The organism is Pseudoalteromonas sp. DY56-GL79 (assembly GCF_041414765.1).
Taxonomy (GTDB): domain Bacteria; phylum Pseudomonadota; class Gammaproteobacteria; order Enterobacterales; family Alteromonadaceae; genus Pseudoalteromonas; species Pseudoalteromonas piscicida.
Map to the genome: position 1 here is coordinate 17,487 of NZ_JANHZS010000033.1, position 18,224 is coordinate 35,710.

9 protein-coding genes are annotated in these 18,224 nt (G+C 44.1%); all 9 read right to left on the bottom strand.

The window, feature by feature from the left end:
• Nucleotides 1-65: 65 nt before the first annotated feature.
• The 9 genes from NO992_RS20570 to NO992_RS20610 all read right to left on the bottom strand — a co-directional run bounded on the left by NO992_RS20570 (nt 66) and on the right by NO992_RS20610 (nt 18,157).
• Nucleotides 66-12,047, bottom strand: a complete 11,982-nt coding sequence (locus tag NO992_RS20570; RefSeq protein WP_371380212.1) for an Ig-like domain-containing protein — start codon at nt 12,045-12,047, stop codon at nt 66-68.
• A 102-nt stretch (nt 12,048-12,149) separates the two neighbouring features.
• Nucleotides 12,150-13,472 (bottom strand): S8 family serine peptidase, encoded by a 1,323-nt coding sequence (locus NO992_RS20575; RefSeq protein ID WP_371380214.1) that lies wholly within the window; start codon nt 13,470-13,472, stop codon nt 12,150-12,152.
• A 145-nt stretch (nt 13,473-13,617) separates the two neighbouring features.
• Nucleotides 13,618-14,151, bottom strand: a complete 534-nt coding sequence (locus NO992_RS20580; protein ID WP_371380216.1) for a phage tail protein — start codon at nt 14,149-14,151, stop codon at nt 13,618-13,620.
• A gap of 11 nt (nt 14,152-14,162) precedes the next feature.
• Nucleotides 14,163-14,687, bottom strand: a complete 525-nt coding sequence (locus NO992_RS20585) for a phage tail protein (RefSeq protein ID WP_211865748.1) — start codon at nt 14,685-14,687, stop codon at nt 14,163-14,165.
• Between the two features lie 10 nt (nt 14,688-14,697).
• The gene (locus NO992_RS20590; RefSeq protein WP_371380219.1) at nt 14,698-15,219 is read right to left on the bottom strand and encodes a phage tail protein; all 522 of its coding nucleotides are present in this window, start codon (nt 15,217-15,219) and stop codon (nt 14,698-14,700) included.
• A 12-nt stretch (nt 15,220-15,231) separates the two neighbouring features.
• The gene (locus NO992_RS20595; protein ID WP_223192109.1) at nt 15,232-15,525 is read right to left on the bottom strand and encodes a hypothetical protein; all 294 of its coding nucleotides are present in this window, start codon (nt 15,523-15,525) and stop codon (nt 15,232-15,234) included.
• Nucleotides 15,526-15,644: 119 nt separating this feature from the next.
• The gene (locus tag NO992_RS20600) at nt 15,645-16,154 is read right to left on the bottom strand and encodes a GNAT family N-acetyltransferase (protein ID WP_039494928.1); all 510 of its coding nucleotides are present in this window, start codon (nt 16,152-16,154) and stop codon (nt 15,645-15,647) included.
• Between the two features lie 18 nt (nt 16,155-16,172).
• Nucleotides 16,173-17,480, bottom strand: a complete 1,308-nt coding sequence (locus NO992_RS20605; RefSeq protein ID WP_371380222.1) for a hypothetical protein — start codon at nt 17,478-17,480, stop codon at nt 16,173-16,175.
• Nucleotides 17,481-17,539: 59 nt separating this feature from the next.
• Nucleotides 17,540-18,157, bottom strand: coding sequence for an aspartyl/asparaginyl beta-hydroxylase domain-containing protein (locus tag NO992_RS20610; RefSeq protein WP_253106873.1), 618 nt, complete (start codon nt 18,155-18,157; stop codon nt 17,540-17,542).
• Nucleotides 18,158-18,224: the final 67 nt, after the last annotated feature.

Below are 18,224 nucleotides of genomic sequence, written 5' to 3' on the forward strand. Positions count from 1 at the left end.
CGTCCAATATAAAAAGGCCTCAACATGTAGTTGAGGCCTTTGCAATGCTAAAACTGTAGTTAAACTTAAAAACGATAGCTCAAATTCAGTGCTAAGTCGTTTACATCATTTGCAGAAATGAAGTAGTGGCTAAAATCAACTCCTAATGTCAAAGCTTCACTGAGTTGATAATGAACACCGCCTCCTATGTAACCGCTAGTACCGCTGTCTTCGTAACGAGTGGAAAATCGACCATCCCGAACGCTGTTAATCTTGTAATCCCAATTAAACGCACCCAAGAACATTTTACCAACAAACTTATCTGCAAATGATTTTGAGTAATTGAATTGTAATGCAGGACCTTCAGGCAAAACCGGGGCAACTCGCGCCAAAGCCATTTGGCTTTGCTCAGGATCCGCACTCAAGCCTGTAAACTCCACGCTTCCCTGACCAAGGTCAATGTAGCGAAGTCCTACTTGCCAATTAGGGACTAATTCATAAAACGCCCCTATTGACCAACTACTGCTGTCTTCATCTAAGTTGACGATGTTTAAGTCTGAAGCGTTAATTTCACTATCTGCTGTAGATTGTCCGAGCGTTGCCTCCACTTGCCAATTGCTCGCCTGTGCTTGTGTGCTTAATAAACAACTCGTACTCACCAATGCAAAAGCGGGTAAAAGTGATTTTTTACGGCGCAGTACCAGCGCGCTGATTAATAGTAACAACATGCCTCCCATAGTCCCTGAGGACTTATTAGTTATGGATGTAACTTGTTTAACTGATACCGTGACGCTTACCTGGCCCTCAGCCATAGCGCCAAATTCATCTTTAACAACATAGTTAATTGTATCAACACCTTCAAACCCAACTTTTGGTGTGTAACTCAGCGTACCATCAATATTAATGGCCACTGTACCTTGGCTTGCAGTTGCAGAAACAATGCTTAACATTCCACCTTCAGGGTCACTATCATTTGCAAGTACATCAATAATGATTTGCGCACCATTTGAGGTTGCGGTGTCATTCGACACTTGCGGTGGTTGATTGGCGATAATAGAAACAGTCGCAGTACTATTACTCGAGCCGCCCTGTCCATCAGTCACACTATATTGAATAGTCGCATTACCTATAAATGCCGCTGGTGGCGTATAGCTCAATTGATTATTTTCGATACTAACAACACCGAAATCGACACTCGCCCCCGTTATGGAAAGTGTATCATTGTCACTATCCGTATCGTTTTCGAGCACATCAATTATAATTGTTTGACCAGAGACAATTGTCACACTATCAGCATTAGCGACAGGTTGTGCGTTATTTGAGATTGGTACTGCAATTCCACCTGGGTCGACAATACTACCATTGGCAATACCATCATCATCATTTGGACCCCCATCAACAATACGTAGTTGCACACACCAATCACCATCGCTAAGGCCTGTGCTCCATTCGTTGCTTCCTGGAGGAGGACAGAAACCTGGCTCACCTTGAGTTGAGAGCAACTCGTTACCTTCTCCAATCACAAAGTCTTGCCACTCACCGCCAATTAATTTGCGATAAACCGCATTAAGTGGGATAGGTTTGCGTTGTGGTAACACGATACTATATACATCACCGGGTTGTGGTAACCCCGTCGCAATAAAGTCGAACAAACCACCTGCATTATTGGCATTGGGATCTGAAGGCAGCTCTGATTCCAACAGCTGTAGACCACCCGTATTATTTTGTGGCACGGTAGCGCCTTTACGTAAACATACACCTGGGTCACCTTCAACTAAGAACTGGCTAGATTCTAACGCTTGTTCTTGCACCACATTACAATCAGTGATCGCATCCATGAAATCAGGAATACCGTCTTCGTCCTCATCGGCATAGCCTTCTTGATCATCCGGAATTAAGTCACCGTCACTATCCTCTCCTGTCAACGGTGCTAAAGAATCAACAATTTCTACAAAGACATTGCGAGATGTTGACAGACTTGGCGTCGCATTATCTTCAGCCGTAATCCTTACTTTATAAATACCCGCAGCGACATTGGCAGGGTTAAACTCAAAGATAAATGGATCATTCGATGTATTGACTAACGCCGCATCCGGCTGCCAGCTGACACTCACAAGATCATTCGGGTTAGGATCAGCGACTATAGTTTCTATGGTAACCACTTCATTAGAGGCGGTAATTAAGCTACGCTCTTCACCATTTTGCTGCACAACTGCCGATAAACTTGGTGCCACATTTTGCTCAACAATGGTTACTGTTGAAGTAGATTTAGCGCCTCTGTTTACTGAGTCACTCAGGGAGATCACAATGGTTTCGTTATCTTCGCTTATACCATCAGCAAATATATTAAAGCTAATGCTAGCACTCGTGCCTGAGCTTATTACTACTTCACCCGACTGTAAGTCATGATCACTGCTATCCGCTGAACCCGAAACGGTATAAGGTACGGTTACTGGGTAACTTGGTGCAGGGCCATTTAGATACACCTTAATCGAGTGACTGCGATCTTCTGCAACTCTACTATCTTTTTGCAGTGACACCAGAGGGTTGACGTTAAGATTCTGGCTCGCAGTGGCTTGTTGTCCTTGATTATCCGTTGCCTGCCAATAAACAATGTGTTTACCAGGCGCGAAGATAGGAATTCCTCTGACTAAAGATACCGGAAGTGGGTTCCCCGAGCTATCTGATGCGACAGCAGTACCAAGATTCACTTTGGTGAATAAACCAGTTGCGTTAACGGTTAAGTCACTCGGTGCAGTAATTGATGGCGCATTGCCCGTACCCGTACCATTAATCGTGATACTAGCATTTGCCTTTGCTCTTGCTTTACTATCATCCTCAATCAAATAAGTAACGACTATTGGCGCTTGTGAGTTTTGCACAGCTTGGTAAGTCAAGGTGTTATTGGCGATGAACGCAGAACCAATTGAGGCTTTAGCGCCAATAATTCTGAGCGGTCCGCCATCAGGATCACTGTCATTGCTCAACACAGGAAGCACATACTGATTAGAAGCTACTGCATCGAAGGTGAAACTGTCATCAACGGCAATAGGTGCATCATTTACGGAAGTTACTGTCATCGCGACTGAAGCCGTATTTGACTTAAACTCACCGTCTGACACTGTGTAAGTAAATACATCAGAGCCATTAAAGTTCGGCAATGGTGTATAGCTAAACACAGTACCTTGAATTTGAACTACACCATTTTGTGGCTGCGATACTAACTCCATTGTTAATGCATCACCATCGGCATCACTAACCTCTGCCGAGAAGCTCGTAGTACCATCTTCAAGTACCGTTCTTTGCATGTTGTTTGCTACCGGCGCGGCGTTAACCGGCTCAACGTCAATTTCAAATGCCGGTAAACTTGCTTGTAATGCACCATCACTGACACTCACGATGATATTACTGTAAGTGCCCACGTCATCTCTAGTCGGTGTCCCCGCCAAATTACCTGAGGACGTATCGAAGCTTGCCCAAGCTGGTAAATTGGTTACAGAGAACGTCAATGTTTGAGAATCCACATCGGATGCTGTCGGCGTAAAGCTGTATGCTTCGTCTTGTTTGACACTTGTTGATGGTGTACCCGAGATAATTGGTGCGTCATTTACAGCATTCACCACTATGCTAAACGCAGGCAAGGATGCGTCAGCTTGACCATCCGACACCGTAATTACGATGCCGCTATAAGTACCGTCTTGTCCTTCACTTGGCGTGCCAGTAATCGCGCCTGTTGTATCGTTGAAACTTGCCCATACTGGCAGGTTCGCCACACTGAATGTTAAGCTATCACCGTCGGTATCCGATGCCGAAGGAGTAAAGTTGTATGCAACATCTTCATTAACAGACGTTGCTGGAACTCCAGAAATAACCGGCGCATCATTTACTGATGTCACTGTAATATTGACTGTCGCTGCGTTCGACACTAACCCTTCTGCATCTTGTACCGTATAAGTAAAGCTGTCATTTCCGAAGAAATTAGCATTCGGCGTATAAACAATACTACCTGTCGTTAGTATTTGCAGTGAACCGCCTTGAGGCTGACTAACAATTGCAACACTTGCGGCATTGAGCTGACTATCTACGTCCGTGTCATTACCCAATACGTTGATTTCAATATTACCATCTTCGAGTAATTGAGCTGTATTGTTAACAGCAACTGGCGCATCATTAACCGCGGTGATATTGACTGTAACCGTTGCAGGGTCAGAGCGTAATCCTTCACTATCTTCGATAGTATAAGTGAAAGTCAATGTACCATTTTGATCTTGTTTAGGTGTAATCGCTAGCACACCATCTGAACCAACCGTAACGGTGGCAAGGTCGTAGTTGCCCGCACCATCGCCTTTATCTTCAAGCACAATATCCGAACCATCAAAACCTTGATCTTCAACATCAGAGTCATTTGCAAGAATTGCCAATGTTGTTGCAGTATCTTCGTTTGTTGTTACCGTGTCATTTCCTGCCACAGGTCGGTCGTTTACAGCACCAATATTAACGGAAATCGTGGCAATATTTGACTTACCACCTTCACTGTCAAGAATCGAGTAAGTAAAGCTATCACTCCCCGTCTCATTAGCATTTGGCGTATAAGTAATGGTGCCATTATTCAAGTCTATTGCCGCTTGGCCTTTACTTGGCTGAGACTCAAGTGCAATAGCCCCTGTTGGGTTGGTATCTTCGACATCCGTTGCATTTGCCCTAACCGCCAATGCTGATGTTGGCGTGTCTTCGTCTATATTCGGTGTAAAGTTAGCCGCGACTGGTAAGTCATTTACCGGCGTTATAGTAATACTAACCGTTGCCTCATTTGATTCAGCCTGAGTTGAATCTTTAACCGTATAAGTAAATGAGTCAGCACCATTTGCATTGGCAGTTGGCGTAAAGGTGACAATGCCATTGGTCACACTGACTTGGCCTTTTGTTGGCTGCGTTTTAATCGTGACCGATGATGCTACCATGTTGTTTTCAGGGTCACTATCATTGGTAAGCACATTCACCGAGTTAGAAGCATCTTCAAGCGTAGTGAGCGTATCGTTCACAGCCGTTGGTGCATCTTCAACCGCATTCATATTGATTGTCACGGTATACACAGGCGAACTAGCATTCGCACTGTCTTCAACATGATAGGTGAAGCTATCGGTATGATTTTCACTCCCCCCGTGAACATAGCTAAAACTACCGTCGGTGTTGAGGGTTAACGTGCCGTATTGCGGATCGGTGTCTTTCACTATCGTTAGACTGTCGTTGGAATCAAGATCATCGTCACTCGCAAGCGACAGTAGACCATTATTGAAGTCCCGCGTTAGTGTTGCGCCTTCATCTATCGTGAAGCTAGTATTTTTCCCCGTTGGAGCATCATTGGTATTAACAACTTCAATATTAAATGCGGTGAGCGTATCGCTATCCGTACCATCGCTTACTGAAATTTCAATATTAGAAGTGGTGCCAACGTGAGAATCATCAGGAGTACCTGAGAGCTTACCCGTTTGCGTATCAAATGTTGCCCAACTTGGTTTATTCGTAATACTAAAGGTATGAGTATCGGCTGTGTCAGAATCAGTCAAGGTCGGCGTAAAGTCGTATTCACTGTCTTCATTGACGCTCGTTGCCGGTGTGCCTGTGAGCACAGGGGCAACATTATACTTTTTAGTGACGGTGTCAGTTACCGCACTCGATTCATTCCCAGCGTTATCAGTTACAGTAACAGATAACGTCAATGTTCCTTCGTTTAATGAGGTGACATTAATTCCGGTCTCTTGGTGCGTAGTACCCGTTATAGATATTGCACTTGAGCTAGTTACTGAACTGCTACCGTCTGAGATTTCATAAGTAAAACTACCCGCTGATTCCAAGCCCGTTAATGTGAAGCTAAATGCAGTTTCATTACCTGCATTGATTAAATCTTGGTCAATCGCAGCTGAAATCCCACTTGGTGCGGAGTTGTCTAGCGTGACTGTCGTGCTCGCTGCGCTTGAGGTATTGCCTGCAGCATCACTTTGCGATGCCGTTACCGTCAATGTGCCATTGTTAAACGTGCTAACATCAAATTCTGAGCCACTTATTGTCCATTCGCCGGAACTATCAGCAGTGACAGTACGATCCAAACTATTCGCACCATCATTGATAGTGACAACTACGCTATTTCCAGCTTCCGCTCCCGTTCCTACTATCAAAACATCATCATCTTCTGACGCATTTATTAAATCATCGCCTTCTATAGGCGTTGTGATCGCAGGTGCTGAAGGTGCTGAGTTATCCAATGTGATCGTGGTGCTAGCTGCACTTGAGGTATTACCTGCCGCGTCACTTTGAGTAGCTGAGACCGTCAATGTGCCATTATTAAACGTACTGACATCAAATTCCGAGCCACTTATAGTCCAGGCCCCTGAGCCGTCCGCAGTGACCGTTCGATTAAAACTATTTGCACCGTCATGAATAGTAACGGTTACACTATTACCCGCTTCAGCGCCTGTTCCTACAATCAACACATCATTATCTTCCGCCGCATTTACTCGGCCATCACCTTCAATTGGTGTCGTAATTGTCGGTGCAGAAGGTGCTGTATTATCGAGTGTAACAGTGGTACTTGCTGCACCAGAGATATTTCCTGCTGAATCTGTTTGCGTCGCCGATACAGTTAATTCGCCATTACTAAATCCACTAACATTGAACTCACTGCCACTGATAGTCCAGTTCCCGCTACCATCGGAAGTTACATTTTGATTCAGCGTTGCTGAACCGTCAGTAATACTCACGCTAACAGTCACGTTAGCATCGGCACCAGAGCCAGCAATCAAGACATCATTGTCTTCAGCAGCATTAATTTGACCATCACCCTCAATTGGAGTCGTAATACTAGGCACTGAAACACTCGTATCAATGACCATTGATAAGCTACTGCTATTGGTAATATTACCGGCGGTGTCCGTTGAGCGCGCTGTGATTGCGTGCGTACCACTGGTCATCGCCGAACTTGGAGTAATAGTCCATGCACCTCCCGCAGCTGTGGCTGAGCCAACAACGCCATCAAGATCAGAAATTAGTGTCACTGTGTCGCCGGTAGATGCACTTCCTGTGAATGTGGGCGTTGTATCATTAGTAATGTTATCTGCATTTGAGGAGCCGGTATCACTCCCGGCGGTCAAATCTGGCGTGCTTGGCGCGGTAGGGGCTGTATTATCGATCGTTACGCTTAAAGCACTAGAGCTACTACTTACGTTCGTGCTCGCATCCGTGGCGGTCGCAAAAATCGAATGTGATAACCCTGCAGTCAACGGATCCGTTGTAATTTGCCAATTACCACCTGTTGCTGTGCCAGTACCAATGACCGTGGTGCCTCCACCTACCTGATCACTATATAATTTAACCGTCGCCCCGCTCTCAGCAGTACCACTGAAAGTTGGTGTGGTGTCATTGGTAATGTTGTCTGAGCTTGAAGCCCCAGAGTCTGAAGCCGCATCCAAGTCTGGTGTCGATGGCGCATTTGGGGCCACGTCATCGTTGACTGTTATCGTGAATGACTCTTGATAACTTGCGGTTCCATCACTCGTTTGAATACAAATAACATAGTCACCCGGAGATGTTGATGCTTGCGTTTGTAACGTAGCTCCTGAAAATTGGAAACTGCCGTTACCCGTATTTGCGCTACATGTACCACCATCGCTACTGCCAGCCGTAACCAAGCTATAGGTATGACTGTCACCACTTTCCACATCTGTGGTGCTGGCTGTCGCCACGGTCGCAGCAGTTCCGGTATTCGATTGGTCTATGCTTGTTGCTGTCAATGCAATATCGGTAGGGGCATCATTTACGGGAGTAATAGTAACTGCGGCCTGATTTGTACCAGTACTGTCTGCCGTACCATCATTAAAGGTATAGTTAAGTGTTACAGATGAGCTTGGATCCTCAGAGCTGTTACCGTAGCCAATTGATTGCAATACATTATCCACTAGAGCAGAAGTAGCACTGCTGTTGAAAGTGAGTACCAGTGTGCCTGCAGAGTTAGTTGTTACTGTACCGACCTCAGTGCTATCGTAACTTAACGTGCCTCCCTGAGTCAGCGTACCAAGCAACCCTGTGTTACTAAAGATATCTTGACTGTTAGCGCCACCTGAGCGTGAGATTGTTAGCGACGCACCATCATAGTTACCATTTCCGCCATTGAGTGCGTCAAGCTCAGTATCTGCAATGGTTACATCACTGTCTATCGCAATCGAAGTGCCATTTTCAGTAAAGGTATTACCACCATTTAAATTACTAAAGACAGGCTCATCATTCGCAGCTGCAAAGGTGATCACTGTATCACTGCCAGAGTCAGCGACCGTGAATGCAAGGTCCTCCCCTGGGGCGTTCGTAAGGGAAAGCGACACTTCTATACTGGTGAAATCAGTTGCATTGGTATCCACCTCTAACGTGCTCGTGCCGCTGAAACGAATATTGCTGGTTGATAACCCTGTTACGCCTGTAATTGTTATCTTATCTCCGATGCTAAGATCGGCTATTGTGTCACCATTTAAATCACTTTGTTCACCGATAAAATTATCGTTACCATCGTTACCTGTCATGGTATCTGTACCGCCGCCAGGACGTATAGTGTCTGCACCACTACCACCTGTGATCGTATCAGAACCATCCAAATCTGTTGCCGTTATTTCTAGCACATCACTAGAAAAGGCAGAAGCGTCTATGACTAAGTCAGACGTGATTGCACTGCCGCTGGCATTTGTAACCGACACAGTTTGACCGTCGGCATTAAAGTTATCAGTAAGGGTGATCGTTGCTGCGCTATTGGTGCCAATTGAAATGCCTTCAACAGCAGAAACCGAGGTGGTCGAGAAGTCAAATGCTCCACCATCCATAAGTTTTAATGTCTCACTGCCCGCCGCCCCTGAAATCGCTGTTGCAAAATCACTCAGATTGGCCGTATCAATCGCAACAGTTGCACCACTTGATAGACTAAGGTTTCCTATATTGAAGAATCCACCTCCAGTTACATCCGCACCATCTGACGCTAAAACAAGATCTGCTACGTTCGTGTCGCCAGTTAAATCGCCAGTGTAGGTGCTACCACCTATATTGAAGGTAATCGCATCATCATTAGCAGTTGCTGAAACATCAGTGGTACCGTTACTGATGGTAATGGTCCTAGTATTGCTAGAATCGTCACCAACACTATAAACTTCAACCGAAGAGAAAGTTGTGATATCCCCATCACCAGAAATATTGATAGTTTCTGATCCAGCTGCTGAAATATTACCAGTAAAACTTTCATGTTGAGCTACTGTCATGGAAACAGACGCGCCGGAGGCTATCGTTAAATTACTGACCGCGTTTATATTTGCTGCCGTAATATCAGCACCAGAACTTAAAGACAAAGTATCGGCAGTGGTATTTTCGCCTGTAATTGTTCCAGTATAAGTGAGCGAACCTAAATCGAAGGTAATTGCGTCTGAAGTTGAAGTACCAGTAACAGAATGACCTGCACCGCTCACGGTCACCGTTCTTGAATTGGTTAAATCATCAGATAAAGTATAATTTTCAAGCGCTGAAACAGTTGTAATATCGCCATTGCCAGAGACAGTTAGAGAATTAGTGCCGCCGCCGGAAACCGTACCAGTAAATGACGACAACTGAGATACTGAAACTGTTGCAGAGCCACCAGTTGCGACAGAAAGGTTTTCAAAACCGCTTACTGACGCGCCTGCGATACTTCCGCCATCACTAATTGAAAGCGTATCTGTACCACTGCCTCCTGCTAGAGTACCGGTAGCTGTGAATGTACCAACATTTACGGTGTCGTCACCACTGCTGCCTGTTACACTTTGCCCAGCAGCGCCAAGCGTAAAGGTATTAGCCGCTGAAAGTATGTAAGTTTCAATTGCACTGTTACCCGTTAAACCATCACTCACATCACTGATTGTAATCGTCTCGGTTGCCGCTGCTGTGATTGTTGAGAAGCTGTCATGCTGAGCTTCCGTCATAGTGACTGACGCATTATCACTTAAGGTCAGTGATTCGAAACCGCTGAGCGTAGCGCCACTGATGTTTGCACCATTATCTGCTTGTAGAGTATCTGTGCCTGCGCCAGCTGCGAGCATACCTGATGGCGTAAACCCGGTTACATTAACCGTGTCATCCCCGCTGCTACCCGTCACATTTTGTGCTGCTGCTCCCATGGTAAAGTTCATTGCAGCACCTAACACATAGGTTTCAATATCGCTATCACCGGTTAGGGTTTGATCTCCATCAGCGCTAGATATTGTAAATTGGTTTGTACCTGAACCATTGATGGTAGTAAACGCATCATGCTGTGCTTCGGTCAGCGTTAAAGAACCGTCATTGTCTGGGGTTAATGTTTCGAAATTAGTTAATGACGTAAAGTTAGCTAGATTAGAGCCAGTTACTACAAATAGCGTATCGGTACCAGCGCCCCCATCCGCAGTTGAACCGGCGATATGACTAGTATCAGCAATAGTCAGTGTTTCATCGTCACCAGTAAAGGTGATTGCTGGAGATAAGTTTGTGCCGTTTGTTGTATTAAAACCGGCTGCGGCACTGCTCGCTGCAGTAACGTTGCTCACAGAGACAGTGGCTGTGCGAGATACACTATTGCTGGTACCATCGTTGATCACAACAGTTACGGTTCTTGCGGTTTCGTTGGGAGTACCGGAGGTATTGTTGTAAGTGATCGCCTGTAGGAACGTTTGCACTTCTGACGCTGAAGCCGTTGCGCCAGTGATAGAAATTGTATCTTGTAGCGAAATATCAGAAGAACCCGAAATTCCCGTCAATGCATCTTGAGCGGATGCACTGACATTCAGGCCTTCAGATGCACCGTCTTGATCGTTAGTAAGACTTACTGTTATGGTGGTAATTGTGTCGCCATCAGCTTCCGTCACAGCAGCATTCGCGGCGATATTGACCGCACCACCACCTTCAGAAAATGAAGCACTACTATCATCGCTGCCACTCGTTGAATCTAAATCAACTGCAGGTGCGGTGTTGGCCGTCGAGAAATTAAAGGTAGTATCGTCACTGATCCCCGCAAAACTGTTTCCCGCAGAGTCATCAACAGCAGTTGCATCAATACGAATGGCGTAGTTGCGATTACCGGTTAGGTCATTAGTAGGGTTTATATAAATTTTATCATTTGTAATGCCAATACGACCTGCACTTGGGCTAGTCGTCGTACCGTCGCTTTCTGTCGCGACATCAAACACTTCAAAATCACTACTACCACTGACGTCACGAATAGTAATGTTACCAGTTCCAAGGGCTATATTTTCGTTGAAGTCAATAGTAATATTACTACTTCCTGAGACCCCTGTCGCATTGTCATTCGGTGTTGAGTTTCCACCATCGAACGTAGGTGCAACCTCATCGATATCTGTAACCGTAATGGTAATATTTTGTGTAGCCGTGTTGTTGCTACTTCCACCGTCATTGGCAGTAACCGTAATATTGTAAATATTGTCGCCGCCGTTGTCTCCCGGCGATTCATAATCCGGTGCAGTCTTAAACGTGATGACACCAGAGCTTGAGTTAATATTGAACTGCGAAGCGTCTGTACCAGATAAGGAATAAGTGATCCCTGAGTCATTGCTACCGCCATCACCATTGTCAGCATTAACATCCAGCACTGTGCCCGTGTCATTTTCTGCAAAGTTAGTCGATGCGCTGCTGTTAAAGGATGGAGGATTATTACTAGGCGTTCCTGGATCCCAATAACAAACTCCCGCAGGACAATTAGCCTGATTATAAGTTTCACAAATTCCTACAGGATAGCCAGGTAAGGGTGTACACTGCAAAAACTCGAGCCGCCCCCAATTTGGGTCGCGTGTGACCGTAATGGTTTTGCTAGTCAATCTTGACTGCACGTGCTCTAGCGCTTGCTGATTAACAGCGGTATGAGCCGCCCCCCCCTGTAATGTCTCTGCATTTGCTAGCGTTGATGAAGCCACTGCCACAGGTAATTGAATGGCTGCACTGCATAGCAATGCGGCCTTAATATGGGTTTGTAGTTTACTGTGCGTAAATACCATTGCGCTGTTATGTTCTGTATCCATAGTTTTATCCACATTTTATACCCAGAAGCTCACTTCCAAGGTAGGAACGACCTTTATCCAACTTGTTGTGTTATCAGTAGCTAACACAGCCGTTTAATTACTTTACTTACTCCGGTTGTCCAACGCTAAACCAGACACTTGAGCCAGCTTTTGTTTGACTTTACTTACCGGTAATTCGGGTTCAGCGGCCAACAGCAGTGCAATCATGCCCGTACCATATGCCGCTGCGTAAGAAGTACCACCAAAACCACTGTAAGCATTATTTTTTGCGGTTACCTTGGCGCTGTAACCTGGCATCCAAGCACTTACCGATTTACCAAAGTTGCTAAAACTTGCCGGCATACCGCCACTATTCATTGCGCCCACCACCACCGCAGACGCAATACTCGCCTCTGTGCTGTTTGCTTTAATCATCTTCCCGCTGTTTCCGGCGGCTATTACTACCAGCGCACCTTTACCGCCTCGGCTGGTTTGTGCTAAGCCATCAATGGCATCTTTTATTGGTTCTAGTAGTAACTGTGTTCGCCAACTCATGTTAACAACATCGGCTTGCGCCAGTTGCGCGATATGTAACGACTCCAATGTATGGCTTGTCCAGCTTTTTGTTTGCCTTATTGCAATAAGCCCTGCGTCGATTGCAAGGCCCGCCATTTCAGCTGGCAAAGCGTCATTTGCTCTGGCAAAAATCACTCCAAGTACCTTAGTACCATGTTTATCAAAGCGGCTTTGCGGCTGTACGTCCTTGACTCTTCTTTCAATATCGTAGGTGAGTAATACCTTAGTTTTACTTAAGGCCTCATGTTTTAAATCAAAGCCATCATCGATAACAACTATTTTTACTCCCTCGCCTTGAGTCGATTGTTGTAGTTCTTTTTTCCATTTCTCTAACTGAAATAAACGAAAAGGTAAGCTTTTCATAGAATCTGATTGCGACAAGGTTTTTGTTAGCCATTGCGCAGCGCTATTGTTTTCAACTTCGAGCTTACTTTTTATTTGTAAAATATCTGGTTGAGCATATATTACCCCCTCCAAACCACTGGCAATCGCTAGTGCACCAGTCAAGCGCTTTGCGGACGCGTCTTTTAGCGATACCACCATAAACTCGTGCTCTGCAAATGGCCCAAAGGTGGCTAGCTGACTCACCTCTATTTTTTGTTTTAAGGCGTTTGCAGCGTTACCGCCCATCCCAACCTTTATTTTTATGATTATTCTGTTACTCAGCTCTACCAATTGTTCTGAATTAGCAAACTTATACACACTCTTAGGTTCAGCGCTGCTCTGTTCAAGCTTTATCTTGTTGCCAAAATTAACAAACTCAACTTCCTGTGCATTCGTCGTACCAATAGATAAAACAACAAATATAAAGCACAGCACCAGCTTTAATCTTGTTAGATAAAAAAGCTGACAAACCTCTTTTTTACACATTGGTTACCACTCTTACAAACACCACAGTAAGTTACTAATTTAAAAGCGATAATAACACCCAATTACCGCCGTAAAATATAAGTATTAGTAAGGATCAGCACCAACAACAAGCCAATCTCTTACTAATACTTTGCGCCTTACTAAGCTAGTTCCTTGGTGGAAATGTACCATCTAGTGCCAATGCAAACTGAATCGCCAAAAATGGTTGGCGGTTTTCATGCCCGGCATTTGCCATACCATTGGCACCAAGCGCAGTATAGTCCATCGCTATCTGCTTTTGCACATCAGGAGCATTATCATAAATAGTACCAGTTGTAGACTGAGCGAGTAGATTCCCCTGTGCCGTATCAACCGTTCCGCCTAATGAAGTCGTACCATAAAAAGTATGGGTATGAGCAGGTAAGTTCGACTCATATAGCACAACTTCATTTTCGCCTTGCTTTTCAGTTAACCAATTTGGTGTCAGGCCAGGACCTGTCCCCGTCCCCATCGGAACTCTACATTGTAAATCTGGTACCCCCATGGTGGTGCGACAATCACCACCAAAGTTACAGCCTATTACCGCAAAAAGTGCTGAATTTTGCGATATAGGTAGTAGCTGTCCTCCACAACTGGTCCACCACTCTGGTGTAAAATTGCATACAAACATTCGAACTTCACCTAAAAAACAATCAGCCATTCTTCTTCTCCTTAATTTCTAGGTGGATACATGCCATTTAGGCATATGATAAAATTAACCCCAAGGCTAGGCATTTTGTTTTCATGAGCCTGATTGCTTCCCGCAGAGGCAATGATGCCGTTATACATAGCTGAAGGACCATCACCATTCTGGGCCGTTGCTGGTTCACAGTAAATATTCGCTTTACCCAACACTTGCCCAGCAGGGTTTGTACCCGTAGCGGTGTTGTTACTTACCTGAAAATTATGGCTATGCGATGGTATTTGACTGATATCTAAGGTGACCGTTTCTACCCCTTTCATTGTTCCTATCTGTGTTGGCGTTAATCCGGGACCACTGCCGAACCCCATAGGTAATCGACCCCGCATATCAGGAAACCCAAAACTACTTCTACCATCTCCACCATAAGTATTCCCAAGCAAAGAGAATAATGCTTCATTCCCTGGAATTGCGGTGATCTGTCCGTAGCAAAACGCCCATTTAAACGGCGAGTAATTGCCAGCAAACATCGTTATCTGTCCAATAAACCCTTCCATTACGACCTCCTTAGTTTCGGCTCGGATAAATGCCAGTAAGTGCAATGGCAAAGTTAAGAGATAAGCTGGGTTGCATATTATTGTGGCTCTGACCGCCGCCAATGCTTGATACCGTGGAGCCCGAGGTATTTACCAAACTTGTGGCTGCGGCATATATAGGCTCTGCCGTCTGCGTCGCCATTTGGTTTGGTCCCGGAATGTTAGCAAGTGGGAAGTTAGCCGTTTTCGTACTTGCTTGCACATCGTGGGTGTGTGCAATATTTGCTAAGGTTAACGTTACGTTTTCAGCGCCACCAGCATTGCCTCTATCGTAACTAGCGCTTCCTAAGTTACCAAGCCCCACCGGCACTCTGCCACGAAAGTCTGGTAAACCAAAGGTTGTTCTACCATCACCACCATACGCGGTGCCGGTGAGAGAATAAAGCGCTGGATTTTGGCTAATTTGAATTAGCTGACCATTACATAAAGACCAATTTTTAGGTGCCCAATTGTAGCCATAGAGGGTAACCTGTCCAATATAGGGTTCTGACATTATTAAACTCCTTTATGCTTCTTTTTTTATGCTGATAATTATTTGATACTTGTCTTTTTCGTATGCAGATAAAAACAGTGGCATTTCACCCAGCTTTTGATGCTTTAATGTATACGTATCATCAGTAAGCGGAAAATTTGATTTGGCGGTTAACGTTACAGAAAATCCTTCAAATTCATTACTGTTTAGCTTGCACTCATCAATAGCATCAACTTGCAACTCGTTTAGCTTATGCTTGCCATCGGCCGTAAAAACTTCAACATCCTGACCGATTAAGTCTTCAAATAAACTACTAGTTAGTTTCACAACACTTGCTCCTTTGCTCATTAAGTTAGACTCGCTCTTGTTAACTAAAAAACAGTTATTAATACCAATGATCAAGCGAGGCGCTTTATTACCTTTCGTTCATTACCCCTCTTTTTAAATTAACCTAAAACTATATTCCTCAAAGCTGGCGGATACCAAATTAGTAACTCATAAGGAGCCTTAATTGATTCAATTTTAAAGCCTAGCTTCTGATATAAACGCTTTGCATCGTAATTATTTTGCAATACCGACAAAGTCATCGGCACGCCGGATTGAGCAGCAGCTTGCTGGAAAGATTGAACAACTGCTGCACCAAGCCCTAATCCACGAGCTTGAGGTATTAAAGCAATTTCTATTAATCTCACTTCATTATTACCAAAGTCAATTGTCGCCTTGCCTATTCGCTCATGGTGTTTTTCAATAATGAAATACATAGCGTTTGGAAATTGATCTCCATAGCCATTACTTTGCGCTTTAAACTGCATTTCAATAATTGACTCTATAAAATCCTTATCTCCATCAATCAACTGCAAATCTTGCCGAGTGCTATGGTGTAAGCTTTCCAGAAAGCCTTTATCTTCTGGTTTTGACGGTCTAACATATAAACCATCTGGAGGCGTAAACTTCATCACTCTTACCTTTATATTTTAACTATAAAAACCAACTACTTTTCGATTAATAGCACCAACTAATTTATCATCAAGTCGATTACCAATTTTATCAAGCAGCCAAAACTCAAATTCCTCAAACAACCTAAACCGATACAAGGCTTCTAAAACCAATTCTAAACTTAACTCAAGTTCACCCCATATTTGTGTATCCAAAGACCACTCACATTCATGGTTGTTAATATCAAGCTTATTTATTTTATTTAATTGGCATTTAACGAAGATACGTTTAATTTGGAAAATTCCAGACTCACCCACCTCATGATAAGCGGGAAGATTTGGTAAACTTTCATCAGGGAAGCTAAAGATGAACTCAGGTATTGGATCGTCAATATACTCAAAAGTAATCCGATCACCGGCCTTTAGATTTTTATCTTGGTACTTAATTGGTAAATTCAAGCTGCATTGGTTTTCGGTGAGTCTATGCTCCCTATAGACTTTGATTTCCGTTTTCAATTCCAGTGTATGATAAACTTTCCCGCAATCCGGTACCTCAAACGAACCAGATAAAACATCTAGGTTATTCTCATTGAGTGCGCTTGCTGTGTTTTTATCGAGACGGAAAAACGAACCAAGCTCAGCTGGGTTGACTCTATGCTCACTTTTCGTCAGAGAACTTGGATTGCATAGCCAAGCAGTAAGCTCAATTTCTTGAGGTATGAGCTCTCCATCTGGCTTTAAAAACTGTTGAAGGTGGCTAAAAATCCATACTTGAGGCTCTCTGCGTAATAAGGTATTCATGGTCTCGGAAATGATGAGATCAAACTCTATTGGTTCTTCAGGTAGCCAAGTTGTTGCATCTGCGTGCACTATACGTTTCACCATATGAGCGATATCAAGTTTAGTTACCAGCTCATGTATTGCTTGCGTATTTTCTGGATGAATATCTAAAAGTGTTACTGAGACTGGACTCGTTTTGTGGAGCGCGAGAAAAGGTAATAGTAATACACCATATGGCCCGGTCCCTGCGTAGAGGATATTTATATTATCTTGCTGATTGATTTTGTCTCGTATCGCGCTCGCAACGCCCTGCATAAATATCTGACTACGTAGCGTTTCTAGTAAACATTTAGCTGCCTGAACAGGTGAAATCGCGACCCCTTTGTCAGTGTTTATATCAGACCAATCATTCATATCGAAGTCAGTGGATACGCCTGTTAGTTCAGCTAGAGCCTCAGACATAGATACTGCGTGAGGTCTATTTAGCCCAGCATCAATCTCATTTAGGAGCAAAGCTTGAGAGTGCTCTAGCAATTTTTTTACTTGGTACACGCTGCCAGACGTCATTACAGATCCTTCAACCTATTATTTTTAAATCACTTGCTAACGAAACACACTGCATTTTTTTAACTTGTACAATTTTCACAAGGAACGTCCATTGAGCCTGACTGGCAATCTATTAACCAATCATTTACTTTACAATCAATAACGATATTGACTCTATCAAGGTTTCCTCGGTTAGCGACACTGTGTATTTTGTCCGCATTTATGTACCACACCTCTCCCTCTTTCATTGGTACTTGCATACCATCAACAACAAACTCAAGAGCAGTGTCAATGACCAAAGGTATATGAAGTCTTGCTTCACCATTTTCGATACAAAGGCCGCCATCTCTGTGAGGTTTTATAAAAGCACCAGCTTTCAATCGCATGATTCTTACGGAGAGAACTTCACAAGGGAAATTATCAACAAATGATTTAAGTAGCGGCTTTTCTTCTAATATAGGTAAGTTTTGCCAGTGAGTGCCTGACTCAATCGCAAAGTTTTGTAAGATCGGGTGAGCAGATAAATGCTCTGACAAACAACGCAACGCAACTACGTCCCAGCCGCCGTCGTAATTCGCTTTATTTACATGGTCAGTCCAAGCCAGCTCCTTCAGTGTCCCTAGCTCGTCGAGTACTTGTTGATGTTCTAGAAAAATTGGAAGCTTAAAATAAGCTAACCGTTCCTTACTATATGGCATAACCATCCTTAAGTGCACAGATAACTAACCTAACGTAACTCAAGCTCCAAACTGCTTAAGTGGCAAA

Bases quoted from the DNA above. Each gene is read 5' to 3' on its own strand.
- NO992_RS20580 (WP_371380216.1), bottom strand. From the start codon at position 14,151: ATGGCTGATTGTTTTTTAGGTGAAGTTCGAATGTTTGTATGCAATTTT.
- NO992_RS20590 (WP_371380219.1), bottom strand. From the start codon at position 15,219: ATGTCAGAACCCTATATTGGACAGGTTACCCTCTATGGCTACAATTGG.
- NO992_RS20585 (WP_211865748.1), bottom strand. From the start codon at position 14,687: ATGGAAGGGTTTATTGGACAGATAACGATGTTTGCTGGCAATTACTCG.
- NO992_RS20600 (WP_039494928.1), bottom strand. From the start codon at position 16,154: ATGAAGTTTACGCCTCCAGATGGTTTATATGTTAGACCGTCAAAACCA.
- NO992_RS20610 (WP_253106873.1), bottom strand. From the start codon at position 18,157: ATGCCATATAGTAAGGAACGGTTAGCTTATTTTAAGCTTCCAATTTTT.
- NO992_RS20575 (WP_371380214.1), bottom strand. From the start codon at position 13,472: ATGTGTAAAAAAGAGGTTTGTCAGCTTTTTTATCTAACAAGATTAAAG.
- NO992_RS20605 (WP_371380222.1), bottom strand. From the start codon at position 17,480: ATGACGTCTGGCAGCGTGTACCAAGTAAAAAAATTGCTAGAGCACTCT.
- NO992_RS20570 (WP_371380212.1), bottom strand. From the start codon at position 12,047: ATGGATACAGAACATAACAGCGCAATGGTATTTACGCACAGTAAACTA.